The sequence below is a fragment of the Mycobacterium sp. SMC-19 genome (assembly GCF_045310815.1).
Classification (GTDB): domain Bacteria; phylum Actinomycetota; class Actinomycetes; order Mycobacteriales; family Mycobacteriaceae; genus Mycobacterium.
The window spans coordinates 272044-290731 of sequence record NZ_JBJIAM010000002.1 but is presented as its reverse complement, the minus strand read 5'-3'; the positions used below and the strand labels follow the sequence as shown (position 1 = coordinate 290731).

At 69.1% G+C, this 18688-nt stretch carries 16 protein-coding genes; 11 read left to right on the top strand and 5 right to left on the bottom strand.

Annotated features, from left to right (window positions below):
• Positions 1-26: 26 nt before the first annotated feature.
• Positions 27-779: a helix-turn-helix transcriptional regulator gene (locus ACJH5R_RS05505; protein ID WP_406781617.1), complete on the bottom strand. Its 753-nt coding sequence runs from the start codon at positions 777-779 to the stop codon at positions 27-29.
• 207 nt (positions 780-986) lie between these two features.
• Here ACJH5R_RS05505 and mptB point away from each other — a divergent pair, with 207 nt between their 5' ends.
• Genes mptB through ACJH5R_RS05485 form a run of 4 tightly spaced genes read left to right on the top strand, consistent with a single transcriptional unit; the run spans position 987 to position 5448 of the window.
• Entirely contained in the window at positions 987-2735 is a 1749-nt protein-coding gene (gene mptB / locus ACJH5R_RS05500) for a polyprenol phosphomannose-dependent alpha 1,6 mannosyltransferase MptB (RefSeq protein ID WP_406781455.1), read from the top strand.
• Positions 2732-3670, top strand: a complete 939-nt coding sequence (locus tag ACJH5R_RS05495) for an ABC transporter ATP-binding protein (RefSeq protein WP_406759338.1) — start codon at positions 2732-2734, stop codon at positions 3668-3670. Before mptB ends, ACJH5R_RS05495 begins: the two co-directional genes overlap by 4 nt.
• Positions 3667-4455, top strand: a complete 789-nt coding sequence (locus tag ACJH5R_RS05490; protein WP_406781454.1) for an ABC transporter permease — start codon at positions 3667-3669, stop codon at positions 4453-4455. The genes ACJH5R_RS05495 and ACJH5R_RS05490 overlap by 4 nt, the downstream gene beginning before the upstream one ends.
• 57 nt (positions 4456-4512) lie before the next feature.
• Complete coding sequence (locus tag ACJH5R_RS05485) at positions 4513-5448, top strand: COX15/CtaA family protein (protein WP_406781616.1); 936 nt, start codon at positions 4513-4515, stop codon at positions 5446-5448.
• Here ACJH5R_RS05485 and ACJH5R_RS05480 read toward each other — a convergent pair.
• Positions 5404-6114 carry a hypothetical protein gene (locus ACJH5R_RS05480; protein ID WP_406781615.1) on the bottom strand — a complete coding sequence of 237 codons (711 nt, stop codon included), beginning with the start codon at positions 6112-6114 and terminating at the stop codon, positions 5404-5406. The two genes, ACJH5R_RS05485 and ACJH5R_RS05480, sit on opposite strands and share 45 nt — an antisense overlap.
• A 31-nt stretch (positions 6115-6145) precedes the next feature.
• Between ACJH5R_RS05480 and ACJH5R_RS05475 the strand changes: the two genes are divergently transcribed.
• On the top strand, positions 6146-7129 hold the full coding sequence (locus tag ACJH5R_RS05475; RefSeq protein ID WP_406781453.1) for a quinone oxidoreductase family protein: 984 nt from the start codon (positions 6146-6148) through the stop codon (positions 7127-7129).
• 119 nt (positions 7130-7248) lie between these two features.
• Here ACJH5R_RS05475 and ACJH5R_RS05470 read toward each other — a convergent pair whose 3' ends face one another.
• Together ACJH5R_RS05470 and ACJH5R_RS05465 are read right to left on the bottom strand one after the other, a co-directional pair.
• A complete protein-coding gene (locus tag ACJH5R_RS05470; RefSeq protein WP_406781452.1) occupies positions 7249-8841 on the bottom strand; it encodes a PPE family protein in 1593 nt (530 codons plus the stop codon).
• Positions 8842-8903: 62 nt separating this feature from the next.
• Positions 8904-10454, bottom strand: coding sequence for a PPE domain-containing protein (locus ACJH5R_RS05465; RefSeq protein ID WP_406781614.1), 1551 nt, complete (start codon positions 10452-10454; stop codon positions 8904-8906).
• Positions 10455-10623: 169 nt separating this feature from the next.
• On the opposite strand from ACJH5R_RS05465, the gene ACJH5R_RS05460 reads away from it, so the two are divergent.
• Positions 10624-11103: an NUDIX hydrolase gene (locus ACJH5R_RS05460; protein ID WP_406781451.1), complete on the top strand. Its 480-nt coding sequence runs from the start codon at positions 10624-10626 to the stop codon at positions 11101-11103.
• On the opposite strand, the gene ACJH5R_RS05455 is transcribed toward ACJH5R_RS05460, so the two are convergent.
• The gene (locus ACJH5R_RS05455; protein ID WP_406781450.1) at positions 11100-12023 is read right to left on the bottom strand and encodes a heme o synthase; all 924 of its coding nucleotides are present in this window, start codon (positions 12021-12023) and stop codon (positions 11100-11102) included. The two genes, ACJH5R_RS05460 and ACJH5R_RS05455, sit on opposite strands and share 4 nt — an antisense overlap.
• 206 nt (positions 12024-12229) lie before the next feature.
• Between ACJH5R_RS05455 and tkt the strand changes: the two genes are divergently transcribed.
• From tkt to pgl, 5 genes are read left to right on the top strand one after another with little or no spacing between them, the layout of a single operon-like run.
• On the top strand, positions 12230-14329 hold the full coding sequence (gene tkt, locus ACJH5R_RS05450; protein ID WP_406759334.1) for a transketolase: 2100 nt from the start codon (positions 12230-12232) through the stop codon (positions 14327-14329).
• A 33-nt stretch (positions 14330-14362) separates the two neighbouring features.
• Positions 14363-15475 carry a transaldolase gene (gene tal / locus ACJH5R_RS05445; protein WP_406781449.1) on the top strand — a complete coding sequence of 371 codons (1113 nt, stop codon included), beginning with the start codon at positions 14363-14365 and terminating at the stop codon, positions 15473-15475.
• 4 nt (positions 15476-15479) lie between these two features.
• On the top strand, positions 15480-17036 hold the full coding sequence (gene zwf / locus ACJH5R_RS05440; RefSeq protein WP_406759332.1) for a glucose-6-phosphate dehydrogenase: 1557 nt from the start codon (positions 15480-15482) through the stop codon (positions 17034-17036).
• Positions 17033-17944, top strand: a complete 912-nt coding sequence (gene opcA, locus ACJH5R_RS05435) for a glucose-6-phosphate dehydrogenase assembly protein OpcA (protein WP_406781448.1) — start codon at positions 17033-17035, stop codon at positions 17942-17944. The genes zwf and opcA overlap by 4 nt, the downstream gene beginning before the upstream one ends.
• Positions 17941-18678 carry a 6-phosphogluconolactonase gene (gene pgl / locus ACJH5R_RS05430; RefSeq protein WP_406781447.1) on the top strand — a complete coding sequence of 246 codons (738 nt, stop codon included), beginning with the start codon at positions 17941-17943 and terminating at the stop codon, positions 18676-18678. Before opcA ends, pgl begins: the two co-directional genes overlap by 4 nt.
• Positions 18679-18688 lie beyond the last annotated feature (10 nt).

Below are 18688 nucleotides of genomic sequence, written 5' to 3'. Positions count from 1 at the left end.
TGTGCGCCGAAGGTCGGTCGGTGCTGCTAATGCTGTTTTTTGGCGGTCGCGGCGGCGCCGGACTTGCCGGCCTTTGCGGCCTTGGTGCTTCGGTTGGTCAGCGGCACATGGGTGGTGCAGACGTAGCCGCCGTCGGCGATGGTCGCCAACCGCTGCACGTGGGTGCCCAGCACTTCGGCCATCGCCTGCCGCTCGGCCCGGCACAGCTCCGGGAACTCCTTGGCGACGTTGGCCACCGGGCAGTGGTGCTGCAGTATCTGCACCCCCGGTACGCCACCGTCCACCCGCGCGGTGGTGGCGGCGTAACCGGCCTCCGACAGCGCGCCGGCGATGCGCTGCGCGGTGGCTTCCAGGTCGCCGTCGTCGGCAGTGTCACTGCCGGCGGCGACGGCCGCGACCTTGGCCAAGATGGTGTCGATGCGCTGTCGCGCGAAGTCGACCACCGCGTCCTCGCCGCCGATCTCGCGCAGCTGGCGCATGGCGGCCACCGCGAGGTCGTCATAGCGGTGACCGAGCTTGCCCCGGCCGGCATCGGTGAGCTGGAACCGCTTCGCCGGACGTCCACGCCCCACCTGCTGCCAGGATGCCGCCGCATGTGCCTCGGCGTCACCCATCTCGATCAGCGCGTCGAGGTGGCGGCGCACCCCGGCGGCCGACAATCCCAACTGGGCGCCGATCTCCCCCGCGGTGATCGATCCGGATTCCATCAGCAGGCGTACCACCGCATGACGCGTGTCGTGGCCGCTGGCGACTTCGGCCGCCAGCGGGGTGCCTGCCATAACCGCACCGCCGGGGCGTTGCCCGGCGGCTTCGGTGGTGGCCTTCACCTCCCCCACTTCGGAGGCCTCGAATTTCACAACACCAGTGTGACGCAATTCCAGAGCGCGGTCTAGAAAGGGTTACCTCAGTTCAGCCCGGATCGGCCGTTGCGCTGATCACACTGCGCGTGCGCCGGCCGCAAAACTAGCGGCCGTTACGCTGCTGGGATGGCCCTCCGCCGGCATTCGCTGAGCACGTCGATTGCGCACCTGCACGGCGACGAGCGCACCGTCGGCTCCCCGCTCAACGCCGCTGAGCTGGTCGCATTGCGGCGCACCCGGCTGTTCGGTGCGACCGGAACGGTGCTGATGGCCATCGGTGCGCTCGGCGCGGGTGCGCGCCCGGTGGTGCAAGACCCGACCTTCGGGGTCCGGCTGCTGAATCTGCCGTCGCGGCTGGCCACCGTCGCCCTGACCATGACCACCACCGGCGCGGTGATGATGGCGCTGGCCTGGCTGATGCTGGGGCGCTTTGCCCTGGGCAAGCGACGGATGTCGCGCAGCCAGCTCGACCGGACTCTGCTGCTGTGGATGCTGCCGCTGCTGGTCGCCCCGCCGATGTACAGCAAGGACGTTTACTCCTACCTGGCGCAGAGTCAGATCTCCCGGCTGGGCTTGGACCCCTACCGGGTGGGTCCGGCCCCGGCCCTGGGCCTCGACCATGTCTTCACCCTGTCGGTGCCTAGCCTGTGGCGGGAGACGCCGGCCCCCTACGGGCCGCTGTTTTTGTGGATCGGCCGGGGAATCTCGGCGTTGACCGGGGAAAACATCGTCACCGCGGTGCTGTGTCACCGGGTGGTGGTGTTGCTTGGGGTCGGATTGATCGTGTGGGCGGTGCCGCGCCTGGCCGCGCGCTGCGGGGTCGCCGAGGTCAGCGCCCTGTGGCTCGGTGCGGCCAATCCGCTGTTGCTGATGCACCTGGTCGCCGGCATCCATAACGAGGCGCTGATGCTCGGACTCATGCTGACCGGCACGGAGTTCGCGTTGCGCGGGGTCACCGCGGCGAAGCCCCTGCTGCCGTCGCTGCGCCCGCGCCCGCACCGGCAGGATCATGCGGCGGTCCCAGCTTCACCTCTCCTTCGTCGAGCCTCGCTGAACCGCCGGGATTGGGCACCGCTGGCCGAGCTGCTCACCGGCGCCGTGCTGATCACGATGTCATCGCAGGTCAAACTGCCATCACTGTTGGCACTTGGTTTCGTCGCCATGGCGCTGGGCTGGCGCTGGGGCGGCGATGTGAAGGCATTTCTGCTGGCCGGCACGGGCATGGCCGCTCTGGCCGCAGCTGTGACGGGCTTGATCGGGTGGGCCAGCGGGCTGGGCTTCGGGTGGGTCTTCACCCTGGGCACGGCCAACGTGGTGCGCAGCTGGATGTCGCCCCCGACGCTGATCGCCCTGGGCACCGGCCAGGTCGGGATCCTGCTGGGCCTGGGTGATCACACCACCGCGGTGCTGTCGCTGACCCGCGCCATCGGTGTCCTGATCATCGCGGTGCTGGTGGTGTGGCTGCTGCTGGTGGTGTTCAACGGCCGCTTGCATCCGGTCGGCGGTCTCGGCGTTGCGCTGGGCATCACGGTCCTGCTGTTCCCGGTGGTCCAGCCGTGGTACCTGCTGTGGGCGATCATCCCGCTCGCCGCCTGGGCCACCCGACCGCAGTTCCGGGTCGCGGTGATCGCGGTGACGCTGGTGGTGGGCATCTTCGGCCCGACCGCCAACGGCGACCGTTTTGCCCTGTTCCAGATCGTGGACGCCACCCTGGCGAGCGCCGTGGTGGTGGCGGGGTTGTTCCTGCTGACCTATCGACGGCTGCCGTGGCGCGAGTTGCCGGCCGAAGCTGACCACCCGACGGGCGGTGCACCGGCCGAGGAGCCCACCCAACGGCCGGCCGCCGCCACCGACGCTTACGCTGATTCTCCGTGAACTCAGCTGTCGCGGTGCGCTTACGCGGGGTGCGCAAGCGTTACGGGACCGGTCCGTCTGCGGTCGAAGCGGTCGCCGGCCTCGATTTCGACGTCCAGACCGCCGAAGTGTTCGCCCTCCTCGGCCCCAACGGCGCCGGGAAGACGACCACGGTCGAGATGTGCGAGGGCTTCGTCCGCCCGGACTCCGGAACCATCGAAGTGCTCGGCTTGGACCCGGTCGCCGACAATGACCGGCTTCGGGAGCGCATCGGGGTGATGCTGCAGGGCGGCGGCGGCTACCCGGCCGCACGCGCCGGGGAGATGCTCAAGCTGGTGGCGTCCTATTCGGCCAACCCGCTGGACCCGCAGTGGCTGCTGGACACCCTGGGCCTGACCGACGCGGCACGCACCACCTATCGGCGGCTTTCCGGCGGGCAGCAGCAGCGGCTGGCCTTGGCCTGTGCCCTGGTCGGCCGGCCCGAGCTGGTGTTCCTCGACGAGCCGACCGCGGGCATGGACGCCCACGCCCGCTTGCTGGTGTGGGAGCTGATCGACGCGTTGCGCCGCGACGGCGTGACCGTGGTGCTCACCACCCACCACCTACGCGAGGCCGAAGAGCTGGCAGACCGACTGTTGATCATCGACCACGGCGCGGTGGTCGCCGCCGGCACGCCTGCGGAGTTGACCCGTAGCGGAGCCCAGGGGCAGCTGCGGTTCACCGCACCGCCGCGACTCGACCTGTCGTTGCTGATCATGGCGTTGCCGGAGGGCTATCGGGCCAGCGAGGTTATGCCCGGCGAATACCTCGTCGAAGGAACGGTGGACCCCCAGGTGCTGGCGACCGTGACCGCCTGGTGCGCGCGCATGGATGTGCTGGCCACCGCACTGCGGGTCGAGCAGCGCAGCCTGGAGGACGTGTTCTTGGAGCTGACCGGACGGGAGCTACGCGCATGAGCAACCAACAGGTCTTCGCTCCCGGCACCTTCACCCCCGACCCTCGTCCGGCCAGCGTGCCGGCGATGCTCGCCGCGCAATACCGGTTGGAGCTGACCCTGCTGTTGCGCAACGGCGAGCAGCTGCTGCTGACGATGTTCATTCCGATCACACTGTTGATCGGCCTGACGGTGCTGCCGCTGGGACCGTTCGGCGAGGGACACGCCGAACGCGCGACCACCGTGCTGCCGGTGATCATGTCGCTGGCGGTGATCGCCACCGCGTTCACCGGCCAGGCGATCGCCGTGGCATTCGACCGGCGCTACGGGGCGCTCAAACGGCTGGGCGCCACGGCTCTCCCGGTCTGGGGCGTTATCGCCGGCAAATCTCTGTCGGTCGCCACGGTCGTTCTGCTGCAGTCCGTGCTGCTCGGGGCGATCGGCGCAGCGCTGGGCTGGCGGCCGACACTGGCCGGCCTCGGCCTGGGTGCGGTGGTCATCGCGCTGGGAACCGCCTGTTTCGCGGCGTTGGGCCTGTTGCTCGGTGGCAGCCTGCGCGCCGAGATCGTGCTGGCCGGAGCCAACCTGATGTGGTTCGTGTTCGGTGGATTCTCCGCGCTGACGGTGGAGACCGACCTGGTACCCGGCACAGTCCGCTGGCTCGCCCGGCTGACCCCTTCGGGGGCGCTCACCGAGGCGCTGGCGCAGGCGCTGGGCGTCTCGATTGATTGGTTCGGTATCGCGGTGGTGGCGGTGTGGGGTGTGTTGGCCGCCGTCGGTGCGGTGCGGTGGTTCCGGTTCAGCTGACCTACTACGGAATGTAGTTACCGATCCTCTACGATCAGGCCCGTGGGACGGTTCCTGATGCGCTTGGTGGACCTGCTGCCCGAACCGGGCCTGCGGACCCAGCGATGGCTGGCTGCCGCGGTCGTGTTCACCCAGGGATTCATCTCGGTCACCGGCGCGATCGTGCGGGTCACCGCGTCCGGACTGGGCTGCCCTACGTGGCCGCAGTGCTTCCCGGGCAGCTACGTCCCGGTTGCGGTCTCGGAAGTTCCGCGGATTCATCAGGCCATCGAGTTCGGCAACCGCATGGTCACCTTCGCGGTCGTGATCACGGCGGCGCTGGCCGTGCTGGCCGTGATTCGGGCCCGGCGGCGTACTGAAGTCCTGGTCTATGCCTGGCTGATGCCCGGCTCCACGGTGTTGCAGGCGGTGATCGGCGGGATCACCGTACGCACCGGGCTGGCGTGGTGGACGGTGGCCGTGCACCTGCTGGTCTCCATGCTGATGGTGTGGCTGGCGGTGCAGTTCTACGCGAAGGTCCGCCAGACCGACGACGAGTCGGCGGTGGTGACCTACCGGGTCCCGACGCCGTTACGCGGGCTGACCGCGCTGTGTGCCGTCACGCTGGCTGCGGTACTGGTGACCGGCACCCTGGTGACCGCCGCCGGACCGCACGCCGGCGACAAGAGCGCGACCCGCACGGTGGCCCGCCTCAAGGTGGAGGTTGCCACACTCGCCCATCTGCACGAGTCGCTGCTGATTGGATTCCTTGGACTGCTGGTGGGCCTGGCCTTCGGGTTGGCTGCGGTACAGGCGGCCCAGCCGGTGATCCGCCGGCTGGCAGTGGTGACCGTGCTGACCTTGGCTCAGGGGCTGATCGGGGTCGTCCAGTACTTCACCGGCGTTCCCGCCGTGCTGGTCACCCTGCACGTGGCGGGCGCGGTGCTGGTCACCGGCGCGACCGCGGCACTATGGGCGTCGCTGCGCCAGCGGACCCAACCCGAGTCGCTCTAGCGCCGCGGTGACCTCGACGGCGAAGCGGCGCTGCGCCCGGTCTCGTTCGTCGGCGTCGAGCTCGCTGAAACCCAGTTGCGGCGCAATCAGATCCAAGCTGACCAGGCGCGCATCGGCGCCGGTTCCGGCTACGTCGGCGCGCGCGTAGAGCAGCTCTTCGATCCGGATGCTCAAGCGTTCGGCGGCCGAACGCAGGGCGGCACGTCCGACGTCCCACAGCTCGAAGTCGGGATCGGAACCTTCAGCACCGAATGCGTGCGATCGGCCGGCGCCGAAGAACACCAGCGTGCTGACCTCGGCCGGTGGCCGTCCCGCCGACGTCGGCACCCCGTCGCACTGTAGGTCGGCCAGGTAGCGCCCGTCGGCGTTCCATGCCACCGCTTCGGGCGGGTTCAGCAGATGGGCCACCCGCGTCGTCCATTTCGTGAATTCGGCGTGCCGGGCCGGGTCGCCGCCGGCCGTGCGCAGAATCACCAGGTCCGCTTCCAGTGTCTCCGGATCGTCCCAGGGCAATTGGCGGGCGTGCAGCCCACGGTGACGCAGCGCCGCGACCAGGCCGGCGTCGTCATCGGCGTCGGTCGCCTTCCCGCCGCGGTGGTGGCCGCGCCGCGGATCGACCGCCAGCACGATGCGCGGGTGGAAGATGTCGGGCCGGGCCAGCTTCATGCAGACCTCATATTCGGAGATGATAGTCACCATGTACGCCGTGGAAGTGGCCGCGACCGGCGGCCCCGAAGTTTTGAACCTTGTCGACAGACCGCAGCCCTCCCCCGCGTCCGGTGAGGTGCTGATCCGTGTTGATGCCGTCGGGGTCAACTACATCGACACCTATTTCCGCTCCGGGATCTACCCCGCCGCACTGCCGTTCGTGGTCGGCAATGAGGCCGCGGGCACGGTCACCGAGGTGGGCGCGGGTGTGACCGCACTGGCTGTGGGCGATCGCGTGGTGACGGCGGCCGCGACCGGCGCCTACGCCCAATACTGCACGGCGCCAGCATCTTTGACGGCACCTATTCCCGACGGCGTTGAGGCCGGGGTGGCCGCAGCCGCGCTGCTCAAGGGCTTGACGGCGCACTACCTGATCAAGTCGGTGTATCCCGTTCAGTCCGGCGACACCGTGTTGTTGCACGCCGGCGCCGGCGGGGTCGGACTGATCCTGACGCAATGGGCCACCGCGCTCGGTGCCCGGGTGATCACCACGGTGTCGAATCCGTCCAAGGCCGAGTTGTCGCGGCAAGCCGGCGCCGTCGAGGTGCTCGACTATCCCGGCTCGGCGTCTGACGACGCCGCGGCCTTCGGCGCCCGGGTCCGGGAGTTGACCGACGGCGGGGTCGTGGCGGTGTACGACGGGGTGGGTGCGTCGACGTTCGACGCCAGCCTGGCCAGTCTCGCTGTCCGGGGCACCCTGGCGCTGTTCGGCGCGGCCAGCGGTCCGGTGCCGCCAGTCGACCCGCAGCGACTCAATGCCGCGGGCTCGGTTTACCTGACACGCCCCAATCTGGCTCACTTCACCCGTACCGCACCGGAATTCACCTGGCGCGCGGGCGAACTGTTCGAAGCGATCGGCAACGGCACGATCACGGTGACGGTGAGTCGGCACTATCCGCTGGCCGAGGCGGCCCAAGCCCACCGCGATCTGCAGGGCCGCCACACCGTGGGCTCGATCGTGCTGGACGCCTAGCGGCGATCGCAAGCGCGGCGGAGCCGGGCGCAGCGGGTCGCCGCCGTCGGCCCAGCGGCGATCGCAAGCGCGGCGGAGCCGGGCGCAGCGGGTCGCCGCCGTCGGCCCAGCGGTTCGGCCTAACCGGCACCCCAGGTCTCGGGCAACATCGGCTCCCGCGGACCGTCGGCGAACTCGGCACCCGTCAACCGGATCAGCCCGGTCGGCGCGGATAAGTCGGTGCGTGCCACCCCGGCGCGTCCCAGCTCACCGGCTCCGTGATCCGAAGCCGGTGTCGGCCCCCAATCCGGGCAGACTCCGACCGTCAGATCCATCACCGCGTCGTCGTGGCCCGGCCTGGTCTTGCGCCGGCGCGCGCGCTTGGACCGGCGAGCGGCCTCTGCCGCCGCCGCTGAAGCGGCGGACGGAGTGGGCGACTTCCTGCTGGCAGCGGCCGGCGCCCCGACGTGTGCGCCGAGACCCGATCCATAATCGATCCCCGGCCCGCCGCCGATCAGGTAGGGCATCAGCGGCGCGCTCGCGGGCACGGGCGCCGGTGGCGCGGGTGCCGGTGCCGGCGGGCTTGCACCGGCCGGGGCGGACGCCGGCGGTCCGGCAGGCGGGCCGGTCGGTGGCGCCATCACCGGTGAACCGACCGCGGCGCCCGGCACGTCGGCGACCAAAGCCGGCGGCGCCGGGGCCGCAGCCGGCCCGGGCGCCGGCAGACCCAGCCCGGCCAGACCGGCAAGGCCGCCCAGTGTGCCGGCGGGAGCGACCACGGCACCCGCCGCGGCGACGAACAGCGCCGGCGACTGACTGATCGTCGTCGCCAACTGGGCTATGTGGGTCGGCCAGTCGAAGAGCGCCAGCGCCGCGAAGTACTGCAGCGCCGGAATGATCTGGCTGGGGTCCTGGCTGATGTAAAGGAAATCCTCGAACAGCTCCAGGGATCTGGCCATGTACCACATTGGGTCCGCGGCGTTGACGTAGAAGTCGTAGACCTGACCGTTGAGAGTGCCGGCGGCGGGATTCCAATTGATCCCGAAGTTCTGCAGAAAATTCGAGACGGCCGTGGTCAAGGCGTTGGAGACCATCGGATCATGCGCGGTCACACCGTCTTGGATGCCCAGGGCCTTCAGAATCGGCTCGAGAAAATCCAGGAGTCCTTGCAACGGATTTTGCCACGAAGGGGGCTGTGATGAGTCTTCGGCCGGGTTCTGAATCGGAGCCGCCGCCATGGCTTGAGGGCTCGACGCGACCAGGGCTTCACTGACCCCCTGATACGTCGCCATCGTGGTGGCAGCCTGCACCCACATCCGGAAGTAGTCGGCCTCATTGAGCGCGATGGGAATGGTGTTGATCCCAAAGAAATTCGTCGCCACCAATACCCCGTGGGTGGCGTGGTTGGCGGCCAACTCCGGCAACGTGGGCATCGCCGCCAGCGCGGCCGCATAGGCCGCCGCCGTCTGTTCATGCTCGGCCGCCATCCGGGCACTGTCGGCACCGGCCCGAGATAGCCACGCCAGATACGGCAGATGCGCCGCCTGATACTGCTCACCGGCGACACCGCGCCACAATCCCGCCGCAACCGATGCCAGCAGTGCGGTCAGATCCTGCGCCGCTGCGGCGTATGCCGTGCTCAGTGACGACCAGGCGCCGGCGGCAGCGAGCAGCGGTCCGGGACCGGGACCGGAACTGAGCAGCGTCGCATGCACCTCAGGCGGAGACGCCATCCAGATAGGCCCGAACACGAGAATTCACTCTAGCGAATCCATAGTTTCGGGTGCCCGAACTCCTACCCTTTTTGGTCCTGCCAGCCGCCCGGCAGCAAGGGCATGCGCGGCGTGTCGTCGAAGGTGCCGCCGGACGACACCGCCAGTCCCCCGGCCCGTGCGTGGTCGCGAGCCAGCGTCCCGGCGAATCCGGTCACGCCGCGCGCCGACGCCGTCACGCCCGGGTCGGCCGGATCAGCCCAATCCGGTGTCACCTCGACGTTGAGGTCCATGACGGCGTCGTCGGGCCGGCGCAGCTTGGCGCGCCGGCGACGTCGGGCCCGCTGTTGGTCGCGCTCGGGCGCGGTTGCCGCAGCGGCAGCCTCCGAACCGCGCGGCTCGGAGGCCTTGCGCGACGCTCCCGCGCCGGCGGGCATGCCGGAGCCGGTACCGATGCCGGGCGGGCCGAGCAGATACGGCGGGAAGAACGGCGTGGCACCTGGCGGCGGGGGCGGCGGCGCCGGCGCGGGGCCGCTGACACCCGCCGTCGCGGGGGCCGGCGCTGGAGCCGGCGCCGGGGCCGGCGCGGTCGGCATCGCCGGCGCGGACGCTCCCGCTGAGGCCGATCCGACCCCGGCAAAGGCATTGGGAGCGGCGTCCAGCGGCAGCGGCGCGAGCGGCTGCGGAAGGCCGGCCAATCCGGCCAGCCCGGCGAAACCTCCCACCGCGCCCACCGGGGCGACCAGCACGCCGACCGCGGCGGCGAACAACTGGGGCGACTGGGCCAGCCAGGAACCGATCTCGGCCAGATGCGTCGGCCAGTCGAACTCGGCGAGCTGAACCAGATACTGGAACGCCAGTGCGGGGTTCTGCTGGAAATTCACGCCGAGCTGCTGAAAGTCCTCGAACAGCTCCAGCGCTCGCACCAGCCAGAACATCGGCTGATTGGGATCGACGTACTCGTCATAGGGAATCCCGTTCATCATCGCGTGAGCGGGGTCCCAGTTGATCTGCCCGTTGCTAGCGGTCTGCAGCATCTTGGCGATCAGCTGATCCAGCCAATCATTGACGGTGGGATCGGTGCCCTCGTCGTCATCGGCGGGTTGCGCATCGACCTTGAGGATCGGGGGTGCCGCCGCGGTGTGTGGCACCGAAGCCACCGCCGCACCACTGACCGCCTGATACGTCGCCATCGTCGCCGCGGCCTGCACCCACATCCGCACGTAGTCGGCCTCATTGAGCGCAATCGGAATGGTGTTGATCCCAAAGAAATTCGTGGCCACCAGTACGCCGTGGGTGGCGTGATTGGCGGCCAGCTCCGGCAACGTCGGCATGGCGCCCAGCGCGCTGACGTATGCCCCGGCGGCCGTCTCGTATTGGGTTGCGGCCGCCGCACTGTCGGCGCTCGCCTGCGTCAACCACACCAAGTAGGGCGAATGAGCCGCGACGTACGCCTGCGCGCTCGGACCTTGCCACGCCCCGGCCTGCACGGACCCCAGCAGCGCCCGCAGTTCGTCAGCGGCGTCGGCGTACTGGACTCCCAGCGCCGACCACGCGGAAGCGGCGGCCAGCAGCGGACCCGGCCCCGCTCCGGCGCTCAGCAACGCCGAGTGCACCTCCGGCGGAGATGCCATCCACACCGGCAACGCGGCTGTCACGACCGGACGTCCGCCAGCTTGTTGAATATGATTGTCATTATCGTCGATTGAATACCCGCTGCCAGCACGGCACAAGGTGTGTCACCCTCGCGTTACCTGCGCTAATGCTGTGAGGTGAACCGAGGCGGCTGGCACCATCGATCACATGCCGATTCCGCAATTCATCGTCGATCTCCGGGCGCACGTCGGCCACTCCCCGCTGTGGCTGATCGGAGTGACGGCAGTGGTTATCCGCGGCGACGAGGTGCTGCTGGTCGAACGCGCCGACAATGGCATCTGGGCGCCGGTGACCGGGATCGTCGACCCCGGCGAAGAGCCGGCTGACGCCGCCGTGCGTGAGGTCGCCGAGGAGACCGCTGTCATCGCGGCGCCCGAGCGACTGGCCTGGGTGCACGCCACTCCGCCCGTCACGCATGTCAACGGCGACCAGGCGCAGTACCTCGACCACGTCTTCGTGATGCGCTGGGTAGCGGGCGAGCCCTACCCCGCCGACGACGAGAGCACCGACGCGCGCTGGTATTTGCGCACCGCGCTGCCCGAGATGCCGGAGCGGATGCGGATGCGGATCAGCGCGGCGTTCGGCGCAGGCCGGGAAACCCGCTTCGAATGGAGCGAGGGGTTCTAGAACAGCGTGGGCAGGCCGATGACCGAGTCCACCGCCAGCGCGCAGAAGACCAGCGCGAGGTAGTTGTTCGACTGCAGGAAAAGCCGCAGGGGCTTGACCGGTTCACCGCGACGTACGCCCGCGTACAGCTGGTGGGCCATAGCCAGGAACCAGGCGCCGGCCAGCACGGCCACCGCCGCATACAGCCAGCCTGCGGCGGGCACCAGCGCCAACGTGGCCAGCACTGTCGCCCAGGTGTAGACGACGATCCGGTGGGTGACCACGTGCTCGCTGGCGACCACCGGCAGCATGGGCACCCCCGCCGCCGCGTAGTCCTCCTTGTAGCGCATCGCCAGCGCCCAGGTATGCGGCGGCGTCCAGAAGAAGATCACCAAGAACATCACCAGCGCGGGCCAGCCGATGGTGCCGGTGACCGCGGACCAGCCGATCACCACCGGCATGCAGCCGGCCGCCCCGCCCCAGACCACGTTCTGGGAGGTACGCCGCTTGAGCATCATTGAGTAGACCAGCACGTAAAACGCGATGGTGGCCGTGGCCAGCAGGCCCGAAATCAAGTTCGTGGTACGCCACAGCCACATGAACGAGCCGGCACCGAGCGTCAGGCTGAACAACAGGGCGTTGCGGGTCGGCACTGCGTCGCGAGCCAGCGGACGGCGCGCGGTGCGCTTCATCACCTTGTCGATGTCGGCGTCGACCACGCAGTTCAGCGCGTTAGCGCTGGCGGCGGCCAGCATCCCGCCGATCAGCGTGTTGAAGATCAACAACGGATTCACCGTGCCGCGGTCGGCCAACAGCATCGCCGGAATGGTCGTGACCAGCAACAACTCGATGATCCGCGGCTTGGTCAGCGACAGGTACGCCAACAACGTGTTGCGCACAGCGCGTATTCGGCGCGGCTGGGCGCGCTCGCGAATACTCACGTGAAGACTCCTAGGATGGCAGCTGCGACGGCAGCTTCTACTACGGACGATGGTAGACCGCCTGGCCAGGTCGTCCGAATCGCAGGGTCAATTCACGGCGAATCCACACGGCGACCGGACCTGCAACACTGCACATGCCCGCATTAGGGTGAGAATCAGCCCGGCTTGTTTTGAAGACCTATCTCGAAGATGAGGACCCGACGTTCGTGACCACTGCTGCAGAGATCTCCGCTCTTACCCAACCGCACCACCCCGCAGACTGGGCCGAGATCGACTCCACCGCAGTCGACACCGCCCGGGTGCTGGCAGCTGACGCGGTGCAGAAGGTCGGCAACGGCCACCCGGGAACCGCGATGAGCCTGGCGCCACTGGCCTACACGCTGTTTCAGCGGGTGATGCGCCACGACCCGTCCGACACCGAGTGGCTGGGTCGCGACCGGTTCGTGCTGTCCTGCGGACACTCCAGCCTGACCCTGTACATCCAGCTCTACCTGGGCGGTTTCGGTCTGGAGCTGGCCGACATCGAGGCACTGCGCACCTGGGGTTCCAAGACCCCGGGCCATCCGGAGTTCCGCCACACCAAGGGTGTGGAGATCACCACCGGCCCGCTCGGTCAGGGCCTGGCCTCGGCGGTCGGCATGGCGATGGCCGCACGCTACGAGCGCGGGCTGTTCGACCCCGACACCGCGCCTGGCGAGAGCCCGTTCGACCACTTCGTCTACGTGATCGCCTCCGACGGCGACATCCAGGAGGGCGTCACCAGTGAGGCCTCCTCGCTGGCCGGCGTTCAGCAGCTGGGCAACCTCATCGTGTTCTACGACCACAACAAGATCTCCATCGAGGACGACACCGCGATCGCACTCTGCGAGGACACCGCGGCCCGCTACCGGTCCTACGGCTGGCACGTCCAGGAGGTCGAGGGCGGCGAGAACGTGACCGGCATCGAGGAGGCGATCGCGGCGGCGAAAGCCGTCACCGACAAGCCGTCGTTCATCTCGCTGCGCACGATCATCGGCTACCCGTCCCCGGGCAAGATGAACACCGGCGCCATCCACGGTTCGGCGCTCGGCGGCGACGAGGTGGCCGCCACCAAGACCGCGCTCGGGTTCGACCCGGACAAGGCGTTCGACGTCCGCGAAGACGTGATCACCCACACCCGCGCCCTGGTGGCGCGCGGCAAGCAGGCCCACGCCGACTGGCAGGCGCAGTTCGAATCGTGGGCCGCCCGCGAGCCGGAGCGCAAGGCGCTGCTGGACCGCCTGCTCGCCGGTGAACTGCCCGACGGCTGGGACGCCGAGCTGCCGCACTGGGAGCCCGGCTCCAAGGCCGTTGCCACCCGCGCCGCTTCCGGCAAGGTGCTCAACGCAGTGGGCGCCAGGCTTCCCGAATTGTGGGGCGGCTCAGCCGATCTGGCGGGCAGCAACAACACCACCATGGATGGCGTGAAGTCGTTCGGACCGGCGTCGATCTCCACCGGCGAGTACACCGCCGACCCGTACGGCCGCACCCTGCACTTCGGCATCCGTGAGCACGCCATGGGCTCGATCCTGTCCGGGATCGTGCTACACGGACCCACCCGCGCCTACGGCGGCACGTTCCTGCAGTTCTCCGACTACATGCGGCCCGCAGTGCGGTTGGCGGCGCTGATGGACATCGACCCGATCTACGTGTGGACGCACGACTCGATCGGTCTCGGCGAAGACGGTCCGACGCACCAGCCGATCGAGCACCTGGCGGCATTGCGGGCCATCCCCCGACTGTCGGTGGTGCGTCCGGCGGACGCCAACGAGACGGCCTACGCGTGGCGCACCGTGCTGGCCCGCGGGGCGAGCAGCGGGCCGGTCGGACTGATCCTGACCCGGCAGAACGTGCCGATCCTCGAGGGCACCGACGCCGAAGGTGTCGCACGCGGGGGCTACGTGCTGGGCGGCCTCGACGCCGCCGGTGCCGACGACCCCGACGTGGTGCTGATCGCCACCGGGTCGGAGGTCCAGCTCGCGGTCGAGGCGCAGAAACTGTTGGCGGCCCAGGACATCAACGCCCGCGTGGTGTCGATGACGTGTCTGGAGTGGTTCGAATCGCAGCCGGCCGACTACCGCGACGCGGTGTTGCCGCCGTCGGTGTCCGCTCGGGTGGCGGTTGAAGCCGGTATCGCACAGTGCTGGCACAAGATCGTCGGCGACACCGGCGAGATCGTGTCGATCGAGCACTACGGCGAATCCGCCGACTACCAAACGCTGTTCCGTGAGTTCGGTCTGACCGCGGAGGCCGTCGTCGCCGCCGCGACGCGGACCCTGGAAAACTGACGTCAATCGAATCCGATTGAGAAGGAGCGCAACATGACTCAGAACCCGAAGCTTGCCGCTCTCAGCGCCGCTGGCGTGTCGGTGTGGCTCGATGATCTGTCCCGTGACCGGCTGACCTCGGGCAACCTGGCCGAACTCGTCGCCACCCGCAGCGTGGTCGGGGTTACCACCAACCCGACCATCTTCCAGAAGGCGCTGGAGAAGGGCCATGCCTACGACCAGCAGCTCGCCGAGCTGGCCGCTCGCGGCGCCGACGTGGACGCGGTGATCCGCACCGTCACCACCGACGACGTCCGCAACGCCTGCGACGTGCTCGCTGCAGCGTGGGAGGCGACCGACGGCGTGGACGGACGGGTATCGATCGAGGTCGATCCGCGTCTGGCCCATGACACCGACAAGACCGTGGCCCAGGCCGTCGAACTGTGGAAGATCGTCGACCGGCCGAACCTGTTCATCAAGATTCCGGCCACCAAAGCGGGCCTGCCGGCCATCACGGCGGTACTGGCCGAAGGGATTTCGGTCAACGTCACGCTGATCTTCTCTGTAGAGCGGCACCGCGAGGTGATGGACGCCTACCTGGCCGGCCTGGAGGCCGGGAAGGCCGCCGGGCATGACCTCGCCAAGATCCACTCGGTGGCGTCGTTCTTCGTGTCCCGGGTGGACACCGAGATCGACGCCCGGCTGGAGCAGATCGGCTCGGCCGAGGCCCTGGCGCTGCGCGGCAAGGCCGGTCTCGCCAACGCCCGGCTGGCCTACGCCGCCTACGAAGAGGTCTTCGGCGGTCAGCGCTTCGCCGCCCTGGCGGCCGACGGCGCCCGGGTGCAGCGCCCGTTGTGGGCGTCGACCGGGGTCAAGAACCCGGACTATCCGGACACCCTGTACGTCACCGAATTGGTTGCGGCGCATACCGTCAACACCATGCCCGAACCGACGCTGGACGCAGTCGCCGACCATGGGGACATCACCGGCAACACCATCGCCGGAACCGCGTCGGCGTCCCAGCAGGTGTTCGACCAACTCGCCGCGGTGGGCATCGACCTGACCGACGTGTTCGTGGTGCTGGAGAACGAGGGCGTCGAGAAGTTCGAAGCGTCCTGGGGCGAACTGCTGGACGCTACGGCAACGCGGCTCGAAGAGGCCAAGTGATCTGATGGCCGGCGCCGGGGCAGCGCGAAACACCCCCCCGGGGTGGCAGAACCCGCTGCGAGACAAGCGAGACAAACGCCTGCCCCGCATCGCCGGCCCCTGCGGCGTGGTGATTTTCGGGGTCACCGGCGACCTGGCCCGGCGCAAGCTGATGCCGGCCATCTACGACCTGGCCAACCGCGGGTTGCTGCCGGCGACCTTTGCGCTGGTCGGGTTCGCCCGCCGGGACTGGGCCGACGAGGACTTCGCCGACGTGGTCTACCAGGCCGTCAAAGAGCATGCCCGGACCCCGTTCCGTCAGGTGGTGTGGGACCGGCTGGCGTCCGGATTCCGTTTCGTCACCGGCACATTCGATGACGACGAGGCTTTCGCCCGGTTGGCAAAGACCCTCGAGGAGCTCGACGCCGAGCGCGGCACCGGCGGCAACCACGCCTTCTACCTGTCGATCCCGCCCGGTGCGTTCCCGGTGGTCTGCGAGAAGCTGCACTCCACCGGACTGGCCCGGCCGCGCGATGGCCGGTGGAGCCGGGTGGTGATCGAGAAGCCCTTCGGTCATGACCTGACCAGTGCGGTCGAACTCAACGGCGTGGTCAACAGCGTGTTTCCCGAGGAGTCGGTGTTCCGGATCGACCACTACCTGGGCAAGGAGACCGTCCAGAACATCCTGGCGCTGCGCTTCGCCAACCAGCTGTTCGACCCGATCTGGAACGCCCACTACGTCGACCATGTGCAGATCACCATGGCCGAAGACATCGGCTTGGGCGGGCGCGCCGGCTACTACGACGGCATCGGCGCGGCGCGGGACGTGATCCAGAACCACCTGCTGCAGTTGCTGGCGCTCACCGCGATGGAGGAGCCGGTGAACTTCTCCCCCGCCGAACTGCAGGCCGAGAAGATCAAGGTGCTCTCGGCGACCCGGCTGGCGCAGCCGCTGGATGAGACCACCTCCCGCGGCCAGTACGCGGCCGGGTGGCAGGGCGGCGAGCATGTCGTGGGACTGCTCGACGAGGAGGGGTTCGCCCACGATTCGCGGACCGAGACCTTCGCGGCGATCACCCTGGAAGTCGACACGAGGCGCTGGGCCGGCGTGCCGTTCTACCTGCGCACCGGCAAGCGCCTGGGGCGGCGGGTGACCGAGATCGCGCTGGTATTCAAGCGCGCACCGCACCTGCCCTTCGACGACACCATGACCGACGAACTGGGCAAGAACGCCTTGGTGATCCGGGTGCAGCCCGACGAGGGGATCACGCTGCGGTTCGGCTCCAAGGTGCCCGGGCACCTGATGGAGGTCCGCGACGTCAACATGGACTTCTCCTACGGATCGGCGTTCTCCGAGGATTCCCCCGAGGCCTACGAACGGCTGATCCTCGATGTGCTGTTGGGTGAGCCCTCGCTGTTCCCGGTCAACGCCGAAGTCGAATTATCTTGGGAGATCCTCGATCCGGTGCTCGAGAACTGGGCCGAGCACGGCAAGCCCGAGCCGTATGTGGCCGGAAGCTGGGGGCCGCAGTCGGCGTTCGAGATGCTCACGCGTTCCGGCCGGGAATGGCGGCGCCCATGATCATCGAGCTGCCGAACACCACCACCACCGCGATCAACAAGAAGCTCAACGCGATCCGCGAGCAGGTCGGTGCGGCGACAACGGGCCGGGTGCTGACGCTGATCATCGCATTGGAAACCGATGCACTGCTCGATGAATCCATCGAGGCGGCCAACATCGCCAGCCAGGAACACCCGAGCCGGGTGATCGCGGTGGTCAGCGGAGACCCCGATGCCGGTGAGTCCCGCCTGGATGCCGAAGTGCGGATGTTCGGCGACGCCGGCGCCAGTGAGGTGGTGGTGCTGCGGCTCTACGGCCCGCTGGCCGGACACGCCGACGCCGTCGTCGTGCCTTTCCTGCTGCCCGACATCCCGGTGGTCGCGTGGTGGCCCGACGTCGCACCGGCGGCACCGGCCACCGACCCGCTCGGGGCGCTGGCGTTGCGGCGAATCACCGACGCCACCAACGCCCCCGATCCCCGGGCAGCGATCAACAGCCGCCGCGACGGCTACACCGCCGGCGACACCGACCTGTCATGGAGTCGCATCACCTACTGGCGGGCCCTGCTCGCCTCCGCGCTGGATCAGCCGCCGTACGAGCCGATTCGCTCGGCGGTGGTCTCCGGGCTGGCCACCGAGCCGGCCCTGGACATCCTGGCCGGCTGGCTGGCCAGTCGCATCGACGGTCCGGTGCGGCGCGCGGTCGGCGAGCTGAAGATCGAATTGACCCGCGACAGTGAGACCGTGGCGCTGAGCCGGCCGCAGGAAGGGGTCACCGCCACCTTGAGCCGCACCGGGAAGCCCGCGGGCCTGGTGCCGCTGCCTCGCCGGGTGACCGCGGAGTGCCTGGCGGAAGATCTGCGCCGACTGGATCCCGACGTCATATACGGCGCCGCGCTGACGGGCCTGGAAGAAGTGGAGTATCTGTGATCGTTGCGACCTACCCCGACGCCGACGCGCTGGTCGCCGCCGCCGGTGACCGGCTGGCCGATGCCGTCGAGTCGGCCATCGCCGCCCGGGGGCGAGCCTTGGTCGTGCTGACCGGCGGTGGCAACGGCATCGCGCTGCTGCATCGCCTCGGCGAGCATGCCGCGCGGATCGACTGGACAAAGGTGCATCTGTTCTTCGGTGACGACCGCTTCGTTCCGGCCGCCGACGCCGACCGCAACGACAAGCAGGCGCGCGAAGCGCTGTTGGGCCGCATCGAGATCCCGGCCGCCAATCTGCACGCCATGCCGGCCAGCGACGGTGAATACGGCGACGACCTCGACGCCGCCGCGCAGGGCTACCAGGAAGTACTGGCGGCCAATGCCGAACCGGGCCAGCCCGCGCCCGATTTCGACGTGCACCTGCTGGGCATGGGCGCCGAGGGCCACATCAACTCGCTGTTTCCCGACACCGCGGCGGTCCAGGAGAGCACCCGACTGGTGGTCGGGGTGCCCGATTCGCCCAAGCCTCCCCCGCGCCGAATCACCCTGACACTGCCCGCCATCCGGCGTTCCCGCGAGGTGTGGCTGGTGGTGGCCGGGGAGTCCAAGGCCGAGGCGGTCGCCGCAGCGGTCGGTGGCGCCGACCCGGTCGCAGTGCCCGCTGCCGGTGCTACCGGGCGCGAACAGACGGTGTGGCTACTCGACGAAGCGGCCGCATCGCAGCTTCCCGGCTAGTGCGCACGTC

Coding starts and splice junctions, on each gene's coding strand:
- ACJH5R_RS05505 (WP_406781617.1), bottom strand. CDS start 779: ATGGCAGGCACCCCGCTGGCGGCCGAAGTCGCCAGCGGCCACGACACG.
- mptB (WP_406781455.1), top strand. CDS start 987: ATGGCCCTCCGCCGGCATTCGCTGAGCACGTCGATTGCGCACCTGCAC.
- ACJH5R_RS05490 (WP_406781454.1), top strand. CDS start 3,667: ATGAGCAACCAACAGGTCTTCGCTCCCGGCACCTTCACCCCCGACCCT.
- ACJH5R_RS05485 (WP_406781616.1), top strand. CDS start 4,513: ATGCGCTTGGTGGACCTGCTGCCCGAACCGGGCCTGCGGACCCAGCGA.
- ACJH5R_RS05480 (WP_406781615.1), bottom strand. CDS start 6,114: ATGAAGCTGGCCCGGCCCGACATCTTCCACCCGCGCATCGTGCTGGCG.
- ACJH5R_RS05475 (WP_406781453.1), top strand. CDS start 6,146: ATGTACGCCGTGGAAGTGGCCGCGACCGGCGGCCCCGAAGTTTTGAAC.
- ACJH5R_RS05470 (WP_406781452.1), bottom strand. CDS start 8,841: ATGGCGTCTCCGCCTGAGGTGCATGCGACGCTGCTCAGTTCCGGTCCC.
- ACJH5R_RS05465 (WP_406781614.1), bottom strand. CDS start 10,454: ATGGCATCTCCGCCGGAGGTGCACTCGGCGTTGCTGAGCGCCGGAGCG.
- ACJH5R_RS05460 (WP_406781451.1), top strand. CDS start 10,624: ATGCCGATTCCGCAATTCATCGTCGATCTCCGGGCGCACGTCGGCCAC.
- tal (WP_406781449.1), top strand. CDS start 14,363: ATGACTCAGAACCCGAAGCTTGCCGCTCTCAGCGCCGCTGGCGTGTCG.
- zwf (WP_406759332.1), top strand. CDS start 15,480: ATGGCCGGCGCCGGGGCAGCGCGAAACACCCCCCCGGGGTGGCAGAAC.
- opcA (WP_406781448.1), top strand. CDS start 17,033: ATGATCATCGAGCTGCCGAACACCACCACCACCGCGATCAACAAGAAG.